At 40.1% G+C, this 16294-nt stretch carries 10 protein-coding genes, 1 pseudogene and 1 other annotated feature; of the genes and pseudogenes, 7 read left to right on the forward strand and 4 right to left on the reverse strand.

Features of this window, described 5'->3' with window-relative positions:
- The first annotated feature begins 472 nt into the window (after positions 1–472).
- Entirely contained in the window at positions 473–2620 is a 2148-nt protein-coding gene (locus KDJ85_RS09735; protein WP_225819486.1) for a two-partner secretion domain-containing protein, read from the forward strand.
- A gap of 61 nt (positions 2621–2681) precedes the next feature.
- Here KDJ85_RS09735 and aphA read toward each other — a convergent pair whose 3' ends face one another.
- From aphA to rnm, 4 genes are all read right to left on the reverse strand, one after another.
- Entirely contained in the window at positions 2682–3395 is a 714-nt protein-coding gene (gene aphA, locus KDJ85_RS09740) for an acid phosphatase AphA (protein WP_225819487.1), read from the reverse strand.
- Positions 3396–3748: 353 nt separating this feature from the next.
- A complete protein-coding gene (gene rluB, locus KDJ85_RS09745) occupies positions 3749–4666 on the reverse strand; it encodes a 23S rRNA pseudouridine(2605) synthase RluB (RefSeq protein WP_225819488.1) in 918 nt (305 codons plus the stop codon).
- Positions 4667–4830: 164 nt separating this feature from the next.
- Positions 4831–5451, reverse strand: coding sequence for an L-threonylcarbamoyladenylate synthase (locus KDJ85_RS09750; RefSeq protein ID WP_206086105.1), 621 nt, complete (start codon positions 5449–5451; stop codon positions 4831–4833).
- A 148-nt stretch (positions 5452–5599) separates the two neighbouring features.
- On the reverse strand, positions 5600–6496 hold the full coding sequence (gene rnm / locus KDJ85_RS09755) for an RNase RNM (RefSeq protein ID WP_225819489.1): 897 nt from the start codon (positions 6494–6496) through the stop codon (positions 5600–5602).
- Positions 6497–6637: 141 nt separating this feature from the next.
- Positions 6638–6740 (forward strand) — a sequence feature (Trp leader region).
- 27 nt (positions 6741–6767) lie between these two features.
- Here rnm and KDJ85_RS09760 point away from each other — a divergent pair.
- The 6 genes and pseudogenes from KDJ85_RS09760 to KDJ85_RS09790 all read left to right on the forward strand — a co-directional run bounded on the left by KDJ85_RS09760 (position 6768) and on the right by KDJ85_RS09790 (position 16070).
- Positions 6768–8342, forward strand: a complete 1575-nt coding sequence (locus tag KDJ85_RS09760; protein WP_225819490.1) for an anthranilate synthase component 1 — start codon at positions 6768–6770, stop codon at positions 8340–8342.
- Positions 8342–9975, forward strand: a pseudogene (gene trpD, locus KDJ85_RS19285) (bifunctional anthranilate synthase glutamate amidotransferase component TrpG/anthranilate phosphoribosyltransferase TrpD). Before KDJ85_RS09760 ends, trpD begins: the two are co-directional and overlap by 1 nt.
- Position 9976: 1 nt before the next feature.
- Complete coding sequence (gene trpCF, locus KDJ85_RS09775; protein WP_225819492.1) at positions 9977–11353, forward strand: bifunctional indole-3-glycerol-phosphate synthase TrpC/phosphoribosylanthranilate isomerase TrpF; 1377 nt, start codon at positions 9977–9979, stop codon at positions 11351–11353.
- A 59-nt stretch (positions 11354–11412) separates the two neighbouring features.
- Positions 11413–12603, forward strand: a complete 1191-nt coding sequence (gene trpB, locus KDJ85_RS09780; protein WP_225819493.1) for a tryptophan synthase subunit beta — start codon at positions 11413–11415, stop codon at positions 12601–12603.
- Positions 12603–13409 (forward strand): tryptophan synthase subunit alpha, encoded by an 807-nt coding sequence (trpA, locus tag KDJ85_RS09785; protein WP_225819494.1) that lies wholly within the window; start codon positions 12603–12605, stop codon positions 13407–13409. Before trpB ends, trpA begins: the two co-directional genes overlap by 1 nt.
- A gap of 504 nt (positions 13410–13913) precedes the next feature.
- Entirely contained in the window at positions 13914–16070 is a 2157-nt protein-coding gene (locus KDJ85_RS09790) for a two-partner secretion domain-containing protein (protein ID WP_225819495.1), read from the forward strand.
- Positions 16071–16294: the final 224 nt, after the last annotated feature.

The following is a 16294-nucleotide window of genomic DNA, read 5'->3' on the forward strand; positions in this document are numbered from 1 at the left end:
ATTAACTTAGCAATATAAGCTAAAATAAGACTATTGCTAAGTTCTCTTTTTATACATGATAAGTTTAATCAAATCATCTTGTGTGTGAATTTAATCATTCGCATTTATTCCCAATTCGGCTTTAATTATATCGACCATTTTTACAATATAAATTCAGACCATAAATTATTCTAATGATTAAACTTATCGTTTCCCTATTTAATATAAACCACTACGTGTTACCCCTTGAGTAAACATACCGAAAATCGCAATACAGAAAGAAACTTAACCCACTGATAAAAAACAACTTAAATATAAAATAACGCATTTATTCTAGCTTTATTCATACTAGGTTATTATTCAATACCGAATAACAACTTAACCCATGTTAACATTATTAATTTTATTTAATTTTATATTTCCGCATAATTAAATTGCAATAATGGATTGTTAGTTATTTTAGATATTGTCTATTTTAATTTAAGGGATATATATGCAAAACGTTTTAATGAATACCTTCAATGTACCTAAATTGAAATTTAAACCTTTATTTCTGTGTGTTTCAATGATTGTCGGTTCAACAACGGTTGCTCAAGCTGCCATTACGCCAACAAATGGTGCAGGAGTAATGGTTCAAGGTAATGGTCCAACCATTGTTTATATTAATAAACCGTCTGAAAGTGGTGTTTCTCACAACATTTACAGCCAGTTTGATGTTGACCAAAAAGGTGTTATTTTAAACAATAGTGCTGGCCTTTCGAATACCACAATAGGGGGCAAAATTGGCGGTAATGGCAATGTCGCAGGTAACCGCGCAAAAGTAATCCTAAATGAGGTCAATTCCAATACGGCAACAACATTAAATGGCATAATTGAGGTCGCTGGCGGTAAAGCACAAGTGATTGTTGCAAATGCATCAGGTATCACCTGTAATAACTGCGGATTTATTAATACCAACCGTACCACATTAACTACGGGTAAAGTTTCCTTAGATGGCAATAACTTAGTCAATGACTACAATGTGCAACAAGGAAAAATTGCCATCAATGGTAGTTTCAATGCAAACTCCCCTACTGATATAATTGCACGCTCTGTCGCGATTAACGGCGCTGTTACAGCTCAACGCCTAAACGTTGTTGCAGGGAATAACCGTGTGAATTCCGCTGGTGATGTTATTGGTACGACAACCGCCATTGGTGCAAAACCAAGTATTGGTATCGACGTTTCCGCCTTAGGCGGCATGTATGCGAATAAAATTTCGTTAATGGCGACCGAAACAGGTGTTGGTGTATCTAACGCAGGTGATATCGCTTCACATAATGGTGCAATTACCATTGATAGCGCAGGCACTGTCAATAATAATAATGGCAACATTCACTCAGCAAATACCCTCTCGATTAATGCGACTGGGCTGACAAATAGCGGCACTATTTCCGCAGCAAAAAGTGTCAACATTCAGGCTGCAGGCACAGGTGCAATTAATAACGACCGTGGACACATTTCGTCCCTGAATAACGATGTAAATTTAACGACATTAGGTACTTTGTCAAATAACAACGGAACCATTGAAGCCCAACAAAATGTGACCACGTTATCTGATACTATCGTTAATGATAATGGATCATTTAAAGCTACCCGAGGCAGCCTCAACGTCCATTCTACCAATGTGATCTATAACCGCGATAATATGGGAAATCCAAATGACCCAGCGAAAGGCTTTATTGCTGGTCAAGATATCACTATTGATGCCGTTCGTATTGTGAATGAGAACTCCAACATCACTGCGGGTCGTGATATCACCTTAAACGCGCAAAACTCTATCGAAAACATGGCTAACAGTAAGATTGTGGCACAGCGACGTGCTGAGGTGAATACCATGTATTTAACACAATCTAACTCAGAGTTAAATGCTGTTAAAGGCCGTATGGATCTTGATGCTTCTGTCGCATTGACTAATGACCCTCGTTCAAAAATTCATAGTGGTAAATTACTGAATATCAATGCAAACCAATTAACAAACTCAGGTTCGATTATTTCTGATAATGGCAAAACAGAAATAAAATCCAATATACTCAGTAATCGTTCTGGTTATATTAAAGGTAAAAACTTAACAATAACTGCGCATAATATTGATAACCAATCTGGTTTAATTAACGCTGAAAGCAACTTAGATATTGAAACTAGCCATTTAAACAATAACTATAGTGCTGATTTTAAAAACGTAAACGCACAATTTGGTTTAACAGACCAAAATGGTGGTTTGCAAACCAATGATGGTACTATCAAAGTTAAAAGTGATAACCTTTATAACGTATATGGTTCAATCGTAGCTAATGCGAATAATAACGTTGCCTCTCGCAGCGATATTGATATTAAAACAAAAGCAACACTGAACAATAATTATGGCCAAATTACGGGGATTAATAACCATAATGTGAGTACTGCTACACTCGATAATTATGCAGGAAAAATGGTATCTGGCAAAAACATGACCATTGAAGCTAAAAATCGCGTGAATAACCAATATGGAACTATTAGCTCTAACAATACGACGAAGGTCACTAGTCCAATTGTAACAAGTGGAACAACAGGTTCTATCACGGGTAACCGTGTTGTTATTGACGCAATTGTAAATAACTAACTGTCATTCATGTATTAAAAAAGGCGACCTTCAAGTCGCCTTTTTCATATTCAAAATTCAATTAGAATTCAGAATTAATCACCACTTCTTCACCAAAACGCCCTGCTTTTGGCAGCGGTTGGTAAGATGAGTTGGCTGCACGTAAAATACGAACGCCACGAATACCTAGTTCATGAGCCGCTGCAATATCCGCATCTGCATCTCCATAATAAATAGTTAATTTATGGTCACGCATCCAACTTACTTTATTATTTTGCCCAGGCTCATCACCCGCAAAAATAACAGGTTGCATTTTATCGGCTGGGATCGCCAAGCCTTCTTGAACGTACTTAGTCACAGTTTCAGTTTTCGTTTTAGTACGGCCAGTAATAAAATAAACGGTGTCTCCTCGGTCTAAGTGCATTTTGACTAAATCAATACCCACTTGTTTTGGCATACTGAATTTGTCCCACTCATTATTCATTTTTTCCCAAAACTGCTGGTTTTTCAAATAACTAAAATCATTTGGGGAAAATTCGAGTTTACCGCGATAAAAACCTGGGCTAGAAAATAACACTGTATCATCGATATCAAAGCCAACTGCCATTGGCGCTTTACCTTCTAGACTTTGTTTAATTTGTTCAATAGAAACCCAATGAATAGGTTGCTGTTGCGCTAATTCAACAACGGTAACGCCTGGGCTGACAGTTTCTGGCATTGGTATTTTGGCTTGAGACGTTGCCGTAAACGTTAAAGCTAATGCAACTGCACTCAGCGTCAGGGTTATTTTTTTCATCTTTTATCCTTATCGAGTTTACCCACTTAGAAACCATTCTTTATTCACTTGGATAAACTACATTTTTATCTGTAAGTAATAGACGTTGCTGCTTATCGTGTTTAGCTGTTTATAAGTACATTTTGCAGCAATTATGTGAGTTAAATCCCACATAGGGCTTGATGTTAAGTTTTTTTGTTACATTAAAATGAGACTTAAATCTCATTTTAATTATCTATTACAGATAGGTTTTGTGATTCTGTGACCTAAACCCGCAATTCACAGACACATACAAACAGTAAGCTGTAATTTTTAGGAAATAAAAAAGCGATGGTGTTATGCCATCGCTTATTAAATAATGATAATGCAGTAAATTAGATGCGTGTACGACGCTTCGCTGTCGGGCCTGAAGATTGGCGCTTAGATGCAGGACGTGATGCCACTTGAGTATGACGTTTCACAGCACGACGAATTTGATTCGCTTTGATTCTACGTTGATCACGTTCAACTGCCACTTTACTTTCTGTTTCAGCTGGCAGCTCAACTAATTCACGCAAATAGTTAGTTTGCTCTAAACCCAGCTCAGTCCAACCACCGCGCGGTAGCCCTTTTGGCAAATCGATATCACCATAACGCACTCGGATCAAACGGCTAACTTGTACACCAACCGATTCCCACAAACGACGGACTTCACGATTACGCCCTTCTGTTAACGTAACATTGAACCATTGGTTCATCCCTTCACCACCACGATAAGAGACTGTTTTAAAGGACGCTGGACCATCTTCAAGTTGAACGCCTTGGGTCAACTGGCGAATTTTTGCATCGTTAATTTCACCAAAAACCCGCACTGCGTATTCACGCTCAACTTCACGGCTTGGATGCATTAAACGGTTCGCTAACTCACCATCAGTTGTGAATAACAGTAACCCACTAGTATTCACATCAAGGCGACCTACTGCAATCCACCTTGCCCCTGTCAGTTTTGGCAAACGCGTAAAAACGGTTGGACGCCCTTCAGGATCGTGGCGAGTACACAATTCACCTTCAGGTTTGTAATAGGCCATCACACGGCAAATTTCTTTTTCCGCTTCTTTAATCGCTAATAAACGACCATCTAAACGAATTTTGGTTGATGCTTTGACTTCGACACGGTCACCCAAAGTGGCGATTTTACCGTCTACGCTGATCCGACCTGCTTGCAGGAAGGTTTCGATTTCACGACGTGAACCATGCCCTGAACGAGCAAGGATTTTTTGTAATTTCTCTGTATTTTGCGGTTTAGCGCTCATGTAACCCTCTACTGTCGCCTTCACAGGCGTCAAATAACTTTTCACCAAGTAAAAAAACAAGTGCAAAAAGTCATAAATTTGAAAACCCGCGCATTATACACAGGTTTCCCCTGAACCCCTATCTTTTATCACCTTATCGCACATTCGATACCTAAATAGCCTATTTATTCAAAGGGGGATGGATCCCCCGTGCCAACACGGGCTACAACAGGTGTATCATCAGTAAAATCAATGACTGTGGTCGGTTTCTGTCCGATATAACCACCGTGGATCACTAAATCCACTTGTTTATCTAATAAATCACGAATTTCTTCTGGATCAGATTGGGTAAAATCATCACCAGGCATAATTAAACTCGTTGACATCAGTGGTTCACCAACCGCTTCAAGTAAATCTCGTGCAATTGGATTTGATGGTACGCGCAGGCCGATTGTCTTACGCTTTTCATTCATTAAACGACGAGGAACTTCTTTGGTGGCTTTTAAGATAAATGTATAATTACCTGGGGTATTATTCTTAATTAAACGAAAAACCGTATTATCTACGTGTGCATAGTTAGAAAGCTCAGAAAGATCACGGCACATTAATGTAAAATTGTGGTTAGTATCTAACTGACGGATACGACAAATTCGCTGCAATGCATCTTTTTCTTCTAAACGACATCCTATGGCATACCCTGAATCAGTAGGATAAACAACCACACCGCCTTTATTTAGAATTTCAACACTTTGACTGATTAACCGAGCTTGCGGGTTATCCGGATGGACATAAAAAAACTGGCTCATATATACCTCAACAATTTGGTATCGACAGCATCACCCGGCAAAATACCTAAAAATGGCACTATCTCTTTACTCAATCGAATGATTGATTTTAATCTAATCACTCTATATATAGTATTATTTTACACCGACCGACCAATACATCAATAAATTAGCGATTTTTTACGTCCTGCCACAATGTCCAAACTGCTTGCTCATCATTTGGTAACCATAGGTTTCGCCCCAATTCAATCCAAGAACAAGGACGGTGAAAATCAGACCCCACAGAAGTTCGTAAATCCGCCATTTTAGCCAATTCAGCTAAATATTGTTTTTCATTAGGAGGTTGCTGGCAATGGGAAATCTCCATCGCATCGCCCCCATGTTCTTTAAAATAAGCAATCACACGTTTTAGCCATTTATTTGAAAGCTGATATTTAGATGGATGCGCTAAAACAGCCACGCCACCAGCGGCATGAATCGCCGCAATGGACGCTTCAATGCTACACCATGTTGCGGGCACATAACCTGTTTTGCCTTTAGACAAATAGCGTTTGAATACATTATTGATGGTTTTTTCTTTGCCTATTTTCACGATATATTGCGCAAAATGCGCTCGGGTAACTTGCCCCCCACCCGATATACTTTGGGCGTTCTCCCACGCATCATCAATGCCCGCTTTTTGTAAACGACGACCTATCTCAATCCCCCGCGCTTCACGACGAGCCGATTGCTCCGTAAGTAATGCAACCATTGCAGGGTGTTCAGAAGTGAAATTTAAACCGACGATATGGATTTCAATATTTTCCCAAAGTGTTGAGATCTCAACACCATTCACTAACTCAATCGGCTTTTCGTTATCGCGTACATACTGTCTTGCCTGCATTAAGCCATCACACGTATCGTGGTCAGTGATCGCTAGGACATTGACGCCTTTTTCAATGGCTCGCTCTATCAATTCTTCTGGCGTTAAATCCCCATCAGAAGCTGTCGTATGGCTGTGTAAGTCATAGCGAGTCAGTAGCGGTGTAGACACAGGTTGCAAGGTGATATCGTCTCCAATTTCCATAAATAGCTATTTTTTCCTAATAAATTAACAAAATACTTGACACTTCAAATGCGATCCAGTTTACTAGTACGCAAGATGGCTTGCAGCCAATAACATTCAGTTTATCCAGTGAGGCACATTATGGCTTTAATTAACTTAACAAATCGTTGGTGGCGTGACTTCCCAAATTGGGCGGAAGCCGCACGCGCATAGTTAAACCATGCCTCAGTGCCAAACCCGCCCTTCATACGGCGGGTTTTTTAATGTCAAAAATTAGCGTAAGGCAACAAAAATGAACAAACAAAACACCACATTAGCACATTTTACGTATCTGGATAGCCCAATTAACTATCAGCCAGATCCAACGCTGTTATTCAACCACTTATGCCATGCGATTCCCTCAACAATGTTGCTTGAGTCCGCTGAAATCAATAACAAAGCTAATTTACAAAGTTTATTGATTGTTAACAGCGCATTACGCATTCGCGCTTTTGGCCAACGCGTCGAAATTGAAGCGTTAACATTAAACGGCCAAGCCTTGCTGCCATTGTTGTTAGCGCAACTTTCAGGGGTAATTTCCACCCATACCATTGAAACGGCATTATTAGTTGTTACCTTCGAGCAACCTAACCCTGCGTTAGATGAAGACAGCCGTTTAAAAGCGGCATCATGCTTAGACGTGTTACGTGCATTACCTGTCTTAGCTCAAACTTATTCGACTAAGCCAGAAACGGTATTTGTGGGCGGCTTATTTGCCTATGACCTTGTGGCAAACTTTGAGTCCATCCCTGACGTTAAAACTGTCAATCAGTGTCCTGATTATTGTTTCTTCGTCGCAGAACACTATTTAGTGATCGACCATCAAAACCAAGCAGCTCGCATTAAAAGCTGTATTTTCAGTCAAAACGAACAAACACTGGATGCGGTTAAACAACGTCACAATGAAATTATTGCATCTTGCCGCCCATTTTTACCGGCACTCCCTTTGCAAAGCGAGCCTAACTTCCAAGTTACACTGAGCAAAAACGACCAAGAATATGGCGCCATAGTCACCTCATTAAAAGAGGCGATTTATCGTGGAGATATCTTCCAAGTAGTACCCTCACGAAAATTCACCATGCCTTGTTCACATCCACTGATTGCCTATCAAAAACTTAAGGCACAAAACCCAAGCCCTTATATGTTTTATATGCAAGATCAGGATTTTACGCTATTTGGTGCATCCCCCGAAAGTGCATTGAAATATGCCACCAGCGACCGGAAGGTGGAAATTTACCCTATCGCGGGTACTCGCCCACGCGGCCGTGATGCTCAAGGGGATATCGACCTCGATTTAGACAGTCGCATTGAACTATCAATGCGTACAGATGAAAAAGAGCTAGCAGAGCACATCATGCTTGTTGACCTTGCGCGTAATGACCTAGCCCGTATCTGTGAAGCAGGCACCCGCTATGTAGCTGACTTAACCAAAGTCGATCGTTATTCCTTTGTGATGCATCTCGTTTCCCATGTTGTGGGAACATTACGTCACGATTTAGACATTTTTCATGCTTATCAAGCCTGTATGAATATGGGCACATTAACGGGAGCCCCCAAAGTGAAAGCCATGCAATTAATTGCACAGTATGAACAACAGCGTCGTGGCTCCTATGGCGGTGCGGTGGGTTATTTCAACGGCAGAGGTGATTTCGATACTTGTATCGTGATCCGCTCAGCTTATGTAGAAGATGGCATTGCGACTGTACAAGCTGGTGGTGGCGTCGTATTGGATTCATCACCTCAAGCTGAAGCAGATGAAACGCGCAATAAAGCACGCGCCGTGATCCGTGCGATTGCCCAAGCCCACCAAGTGAAGGAGTTATTCTAATGGCGAATATTTTACTGCTCGATAATGTGGATTCTTTCACTTACAACTTGGTCGACCAACTGCGTGCCAATGGCCACCAAGTCGTTATTTACCGTAATACCGTGAGCTCAGAGCATATTTTATCTGTATTAAACCAAATGAACTCACCAATTTTAGTGTTATCGCCAGGGCCAGGAAAACCGAGTGAAGCAGGCTCTATGCCTGAGGTCTTAAAACAGGTTATCGGCAAAATTCCTGTGATTGGTATTTGTTTAGGCCATCAGGCCATTGTTGAGGCTTACGGTGGTGTTGTCTCTTCCGCGGGGGAAATATTACATGGTAAGGCATCACTTGCTACCCACGATGGGCAAGCGATGTTTGCTAATCTCGAAAACCCTGTTTCAGTCGCGCGCTACCACTCTTTAGTGGGTAGCCAAATTCCTGAAACTCTGACTATCAATGCGCAATCCAACGGAATGGTCATGGCTGTGCGAAATGAGCAAGACAAAGTGTGTGGATTCCAATTTCACCCTGAATCTATCTTAACCACTCAGGGTAAACAGTTGTTAGAAAATACTGTGGCATGGGCTCTTTCTACACCCAACGCAAGCACCACAACTCATTCGCACTAACGGGATATAGAGAGCCAATTATGCAAAATATTTATGATAAATTATTCAAAGCACAGCCACTGACACAACAAGAAAGCCAGTATTTATTTAATGCCATTATTCAAGGTGAATTAACTGAATCGCAACTGGCAGCCGTACTCATCAGCATGAAAATGCGTGGTGAACAACCTCAAGAAATTGCAGGTGCCGCCCTTGCCTGCTTAGAAAATGCCCAACCATTCCCTCGACCTGATTATCAATTCAGTGACATTGTAGGTACCGGGGGAGATGGCGCAAACAGTATTAACATTTCAACGGCTAGCGCATTTGTAGCCGCTGAAGCTGGAATTAAAGTCGCTAAACATGGCAATCGCAGCGTATCTAGTCGTTCTGGATCATCAGATTTATTAGCGGCCTTTGGTATTGCACTTGATTTAAGCGCTCAAAGTGCTCGGGACATTTTGGATGATTTAGGCGTGTGTTTCTTATTTGCCCCTCAGTACCATAGTGGTTTTCGCCATGCAGCACCTGTTCGTTCACAACTGAAAACAAGAACATTATTTAACGTTCTTGGGCCATTAATCAACCCAGCTCGCCCACCTATCGCGTTAATCGGTGTTTATCAAGAAGCGCTGGTAAAACCCGTCGCTGAAACCTTAGATATGCTTGGTTTTACCCGTGCAGCTGTGGTACACAGTGGAGGGATGGATGAAGTTTCACTTCATGCCACAACCCAAGTTGCTGAATTAAAAGACGGTGTGTTACATCATTACCAATTAACCGCCGACGATTTTGGCTTAACACCGTACCAATTACGTGATTTGGAAGGCGGCACCCCTGATGAAAACCGCATTCTATTGACCCAGTTATTACAAGGCCAGGGTAAAGCAGCTCACGAGGCTGCAGTCGCGGCTAATGTGGCAATGCTAATGCGGATTAATGGCCATGAAGATTTAAAACAAAATAGCGAACATGCTCTCTCAATTATTCGCAGCGGTAAATCATTCGACCGAGTCACTGCGCTCGCGGCAAGGAACCAGTAAAATGAAAGCGACTGTATTACAAAAGATTGTTGATGACAAAGCCGTTTACCTTGTTGAACGTAAGGCTAAACAGCCCTTAGACAGTTTCATAGACACATTACAGCCAAGTCAACGCAGCTTCTATGATGCATTAAGCACTAAGCGCCCAGTGTTTATTTTAGAATGTAAAAAGGCGTCTCCTTCAAAAGGGTTAATTCGAGAAAATTTCGACCCTGAAGTGATTGCGAAGACCTATGCACCCTACGCATCTGCGATTTCCGTCCTCACTGACGAAAAATATTTTCAGGGCAATATGGATTATCTGACGATTGTCAGTAACACGGTTAAGCAACCTGTTTTATGTAAAGATTTTATTATCGATCCATACCAAGTATACCTTGCACGTCATTATCAAGCGGATGCTATCTTATTGATGTTATCGGTATTAAATGACGAAGAATATGTGGCCTTAGCGGATGTTGCACACCAATTAAATATGGGTGTTCTAACGGAAGTCAGTAACGAAGAGGAATTAGAACGAGCCATAAAATTAAAGTCTAAAGTGGTCGGCATTAATAACCGGGACTTGCGTGATTTATCCATTGATTTAAATCGCACCCGCGAATTAGCGCCGCGTTTAGCGCCAGAAACGATTGTGATCAGTGAATCAGGTATTTATTTACATCAGCATATTCAATCTCTTAGCCAATATGCTAACGGTTTTCTGATTGGTAGTGCTTTAATGGAACAAGATGACCTTGCAAAGGCACTACAAAAATTGCTCGTTGGTGAACATAAAGTGTGTGGCTTAACCCGTGAACAAGATGCAAAAGCCGCTTTCGACGCGGGAGCTTGTTTTGGTGGATTAATCTTTGCAGAATCCTCCCCTCGAAAAGTGACACTGTCACAAGCTGAGCGTATTGTCCATTCCGCCCCGCTAAAATATGTTGGTGTATTTCGTAACCAATCGGCCGATTTTGTCGCGCATATTGCGAAAAAGTTAGCGCTCTTTGCCGTGCAGCTACACGGTAATGAAGACCGACAATATATTCAAGAAGTTCGCTCTCAATTACCAAGTTATTGTGAAGTGTGGAAAGCGCTGGATATGTCGCAACCAAATGTAGCTGAATACGAAACTCAAGATATTGATGTTCTATTACTCGATAACGGGCAAGGCGGAACAGGAAAGAGCTTCGATTGGTCAGCCATTCCAGCAACTGCAAAGCAAAAGCTAATGATAGCGGGCGGATTAAATCCTCAAAACTGCCTTCAGGCCGCGAAATTGCTGTGTAATGGGCTTGATTTTAATTCTGGTGTCGAAATTGAGCCTGGTATTAAGAGTGAGCAAAAAATTAAGTTAGTGTTATCAACGTTGCGGGCTGAATCAACAGTCCAATAAAGCAATAAGATAAGGCTAAACAATAATTACGTTTTAACTGATGAGATGGATAACAAATAATGAGCAAATTAGATCCGTATTTCGGTGAGTTTGGTGGGCAATATGTGCCAGAGATTTTAATCCCTGCACTCAATCAATTAGAAGATGCCTTTATTGCCGCGCAAGATGATGCAGAATTTATCAAAGAATTCCATGACCTACTTAAAAACTATGCCGGTCGTCCGACGGCGTTGACTCTCTGCAAAAACCTTACCGCAGGCACCAAAACAAAGTTGTATTTAAAGCGTGAAGACCTGCTTCATGGCGGGGCGCACAAAACAAACCAAGTCTTAGGCCAAGCGCTACTGGCTAAACGTATGGGCAAAACAGAGATTATTGCTGAAACAGGTGCGGGGCAACATGGTGTTGCGACAGCATTAGCTTGTGCACTTCTCAACATGAAATGCCGTATTTATATGGGTGCTAAAGACGTTGAACGTCAATCCCCTAACGTATTTCGCATGAAACTGATGGGCGCAGAAGTTATCCCTGTCCACAGTGGTTCCGCCACCCTAAAAGATGCTTGTAATGAAGCACTGCGAGACTGGTCTGGCAGCTACGATAAAGCGCACTACCTACTGGGTACCGCAGCAGGCCCGCACCCTTACCCAACCATCGTGCGTGAATTTCAACGCATGATTGGTGATGAAGCAAAACAGCAGATTCTTGAAAAAGAAGGCCGTTTACCCGATGCCGTGATTGCGTGTATTGGTGGTGGGTCCAATGCCATTGGCATGTTTGCGTCTTTTATCCCTGAAGAAAATGTCAATCTTATTGGCGTTGAACCTGCAGGTTTAGGTATCGAGTCAGGGCAACATGGAGCCCCATTAAAACATGGACGCGTGGGTATCTACTTTGGAATGAAATCCCCAATGATGCAAACTCGCGAGGGACAAATAGAAGAATCTTATTCAATATCTGCAGGTTTAGACTTCCCTTCTGTTGGGCCACAGCATGCCCATTTAAATAGCATCGGGCGTGCTGAATATGTCTCTATTACCGATGATGAAGCATTAAATGCCTTTAAACTTTTATCACGCAAGGAAGGCATTATACCTGCATTAGAATCTTCTCATGCTTTAGCTTATGCGTTAAAAATGGCAGAGCAAGAACCCAATAAAGAACAATTATTAATTGTGAATTTATCAGGCCGCGGCGATAAAGATATTTTTACTGTGCATGATATTTTAGTTAGCAAAGGGGAAATTTAATGGAACGTTATAACCAACTTTTTGAGCGTCTAAACAGCCTAAATCAAGGTGCTTTCGTTCCCTTTGTGACATTAGGTGATCCCGATGCTGAAACATCATTGAAAATTATTGATGCTTTAATTGAAGGTGGCGCTGATGCGCTAGAGATTGGTATTCCCTTTTCCGATCCTCTGGCAGATGGCCCGACAATTCAAAATGCAAACCTGCGAGCATTTAAAAGTGAAATTACACCCACAATTTGCTTTGAATTATTAAGCCGTATCCGAGCAAAACACCCAACCATGCCAATCGGTTTATTGGTATATGCAAACCTCGTGTTTACCAATGGAATTGAAAATTTCTATATCCGTTGCCACAAAGCAGGCGTTGATTCTGTATTAGTTGCAGATGTTCCCATGAGTGAATCAAAGCCTTTTCGTGAAGCCGCCCTTGCCCATAATATTGCTCCTATTTTTATTTGTCCTCCTAATGGTGATGATGGTTTATTACAACAAATCGGCGAACATAGCCGTGGGTATACTTACTTATTATCAAGAGCTGGTGTGACGGGTACTGAACAACGCGCTCAAATGCCATTAACGCATTTGGTCGATAAGCTTAAGCAATATCAAGCCGCTCCTGCACTCCAAGGGTTTGGTATTTCTGAACCAGAACAAGTCACCGAGGCAATTAAAAATGGTGCCGCTGGTGCCATTTCAGGCTCTGCTGTGGTTAAAATTATTGAAAATAACCTCGATAAGCCAGATGTCATGCTAAAAGCATTAACTGAGTTTGTAAGTAAAATGAAAGTAGCCACACAAAAATAATATATTTTAAATTTTATCCACCCAATTTTATTGGGTGGTTTTTTTTAAAAATTATTAACTACGCAATATTAGGGTTAACTGATTATTTATCTATCTAATTTGTTTTTATTTGTTATATTTTTTAAATAAAAGTTTCCTTCTACCATCTAATATATTAACTTAAATAATATCATTAAGTACCTTTTCTTAATAAACATAAATAACTCTAAATTATTAATTTATAAAGCAACATCATGATTACGTGTTACTACCCGCGTAATACTCCTTATAACATCCATTACAGAGTAAATGTAATTAAATGATTAATACATGTTTTTTATTTTAAATAATATTTAAGACCATTATTAAAAATATAGGGCTATTTTGTTCTTATCATGTTTCACCCAATCAACTTAAGTACAATTAAATTTTATTACAAATAATAATAAAGCATAATCCCTAAGCTTTAATGGAATTTTAATTAGCTATTTTTAATTTTATCTATAGTCAATTTTAGGGATATTTATGAAACAACTTAATCATAAATCTATCAGCCAGCCTACGCTGAAGATTAAACCTCTGTTCTTAAGTGTATGCGTTATTTTAGGATCAGTTTCAGTCTCCCAAGCCGCAATCACCAATATTAATGGCGCTGGAGTAATGAACCAAAATAATGGCCCGACTATCGTTCATATCAAAGGTGCAAGCGATAAAGGCGTTTCTCATAACATCTATAGCCAATTTGATGTTGATCAGAAAGGCGTTATTCTCAATAACAGTGCAACCAATACGAATACCACTCTGGGTGGTCAAATCAATGGGAACCTCAACCTAAATAATGGTAACGGCCCTGCAAAAGTGATTCTCAATGAAGTTAACTCCACAAAAGCAAGTACCCTCAACGGTATGGTTGAAGTGGCAGGCCAGAAAGCACAAGTCATTGTCGCTAACGCATCTGGGATTACATGTAATAACTGTGGTTTTATTAATACCGACCGCGTTACCCTAACAACAGGTAAACCTATTGTTGCGGGTGGAGAAGTACTTGGCTATAACGTAGAAAAAGGCCAGATCATCATCAATAGCCGCTTACAGTCTGATTCTCCAACAGACATTATTGCGCGCTCGGCGGTGATCCGTGGTGATATTAATGCAAAAGAAATTAATATTGTTGCAGGTAATAACTTTGTTGATGCAAAGGGTAACTATGTCACTAATGTACAAGGCGTAGGTTCAACAGCTCGAGTCGGTATTGATGTGTCCGCATTAGGGGGTATGTATGCCGATAAAATTACATTAGTTTCAACAGAGAGTGGTACTGGTGTATCCAACTATGGCAGCATGGTTGCAGGCTCTGGCGGTATCAATATTGATTCAAAAGGCCTAGTTTATAATCAAAACGCCAAAATGAATGCCAACGGTAAAATTAATATCAAAACTAACTCAGGATTGTACAACAACTCCACAATCGTGAGTAACAATGATATTGATATCAATACTAACAATGGCATTTTAAGTAATGTGAATGGCCAGATTAAATCCAATGGCGGTAGTGTTACATTAACCACAGGATCAAACATTGATAACCGAAGTGGTATTGTTGATGCACAACAAAATATTAATCTGGTATCAACTAACTTGCATAACACTAACGGCTCAATCAAAACTAACCGTGGTGATATCGATATTCGTTCTACGGGAACCATTGAAAACTATTATAACTTACGTAATAACGTCATTAATACAGATAACCGTGGGATCCGTTCAGGAAACAACGTAACTATCAATGCGGGTAAAGTTGTCAATAGTAACTCAACAATTTCAGGCCGTGATATTGCGATTAATGCACGTACTTTAATTGCTAATGAAAACAGCAGTGAGATTGTGGCTAAACGTCGTATTGATATAGATGCAGAGACATTGCAAAACAGCAATTCACTGATCAAAACCACCAATGGACAAACGAATATTACGTTGTCTCACAACCTAATAAACAATGGTTATGCAGCTATAGATAGCGGTAAAGCACTAAACATTACGGCTAATATCCTTCAAAACCAAGGTTCTTTAGTTTCTAACGCAGGAAAATCTAAATTTAATGTTTATAGCTTAACCAACCAATATGGTTACATCAAAGGAACTAATCTAGATATTAAAGCAACGAATGTAACAAATAATCGTGGCCTGATTACCGCTGACAACGATGTTGTTATCAATACAACTTCTCTGGATAACAGCTATGCAAGCGGCTTCAATGCTTATGCCAGTAAGTTCGGTGTTGCAGGTAGAACAGGCGGAATCTATGCTGAAGACGGCGCGGTTAACATTAACGCAAATAGCTTGAACAACTACTCAGGTATTATTGCTGCGGATGCATCTCAAAAAGCGGGAATCAAAGGCGATATCAATATTAAATTGAGAAATGACTTAGATAACCGTTACGGTAAAATTCAAGGTACAAATACTGTCAAACTTGATGTTAACAAGTTAAATAATACTTATTCAGGCTTAGTAGATGCTGGTAAAGATTTAATCATTGATGCATTTACTCGTGTTGATAATAATAATGGCCGTTTAAGTTCTATGGGAACCACTAAAATTACAAGCCCTGTAATTTATAACAGCCCATACGGACAAATCTTAGGCTCCATGATCATTTTAAACACACCTAATTATTACTAATTAGGGCACAAAGGAGGCTAATTAGCCTCCTTTTCATATTAAATTTACCGCTTTCAATCTAATTAGTTGTTATTCCTTACTCTATATAAATTTAGTTAAAACTATTTAATATCTCATTGAAATAAATCATAATTAAAAAACCCAAAAAACAAGTAAAAACACCTAAATACACCATTTTGGGATTTATTGTATCTAGTTAATATTTCTGTCTCTTATACACATCT

The organism is Providencia vermicola (genome assembly GCF_020381325.1).
Lineage (GTDB): Bacteria > Pseudomonadota > Gammaproteobacteria > Enterobacterales > Enterobacteriaceae > Providencia > Providencia vermicola.

Bases quoted from the DNA above. Each gene is read 5' to 3' on its own strand.
- KDJ85_RS09735 (WP_225819486.1), top strand. From the start codon at position 473: ATGCAAAACGTTTTAATGAATACCTTCAATGTACCTAAATTGAAATTT.
- aphA (WP_225819487.1), bottom strand. From the start codon at position 3,395: ATGAAAAAAATAACCCTGACGCTGAGTGCAGTTGCATTAGCTTTAACG.
- rluB (WP_225819488.1), bottom strand. From the start codon at position 4,666: ATGAGCGCTAAACCGCAAAATACAGAGAAATTACAAAAAATCCTTGCT.
- KDJ85_RS09750 (WP_206086105.1), bottom strand. From the start codon at position 5,451: ATGAGCCAGTTTTTTTATGTCCATCCGGATAACCCGCAAGCTCGGTTA.
- rnm (WP_225819489.1), bottom strand. From the start codon at position 6,496: ATGGAAATTGGAGACGATATCACCTTGCAACCTGTGTCTACACCGCTA.
- KDJ85_RS09760 (WP_225819490.1), top strand. From the start codon at position 6,768: ATGAACAAACAAAACACCACATTAGCACATTTTACGTATCTGGATAGC.
- trpCF (WP_225819492.1), top strand. From the start codon at position 9,977: ATGAAAGCGACTGTATTACAAAAGATTGTTGATGACAAAGCCGTTTAC.
- trpB (WP_225819493.1), top strand. From the start codon at position 11,413: ATGAGCAAATTAGATCCGTATTTCGGTGAGTTTGGTGGGCAATATGTG.
- trpA (WP_225819494.1), top strand. From the start codon at position 12,603: ATGGAACGTTATAACCAACTTTTTGAGCGTCTAAACAGCCTAAATCAA.
- KDJ85_RS09790 (WP_225819495.1), top strand. From the start codon at position 13,914: ATGAAACAACTTAATCATAAATCTATCAGCCAGCCTACGCTGAAGATT.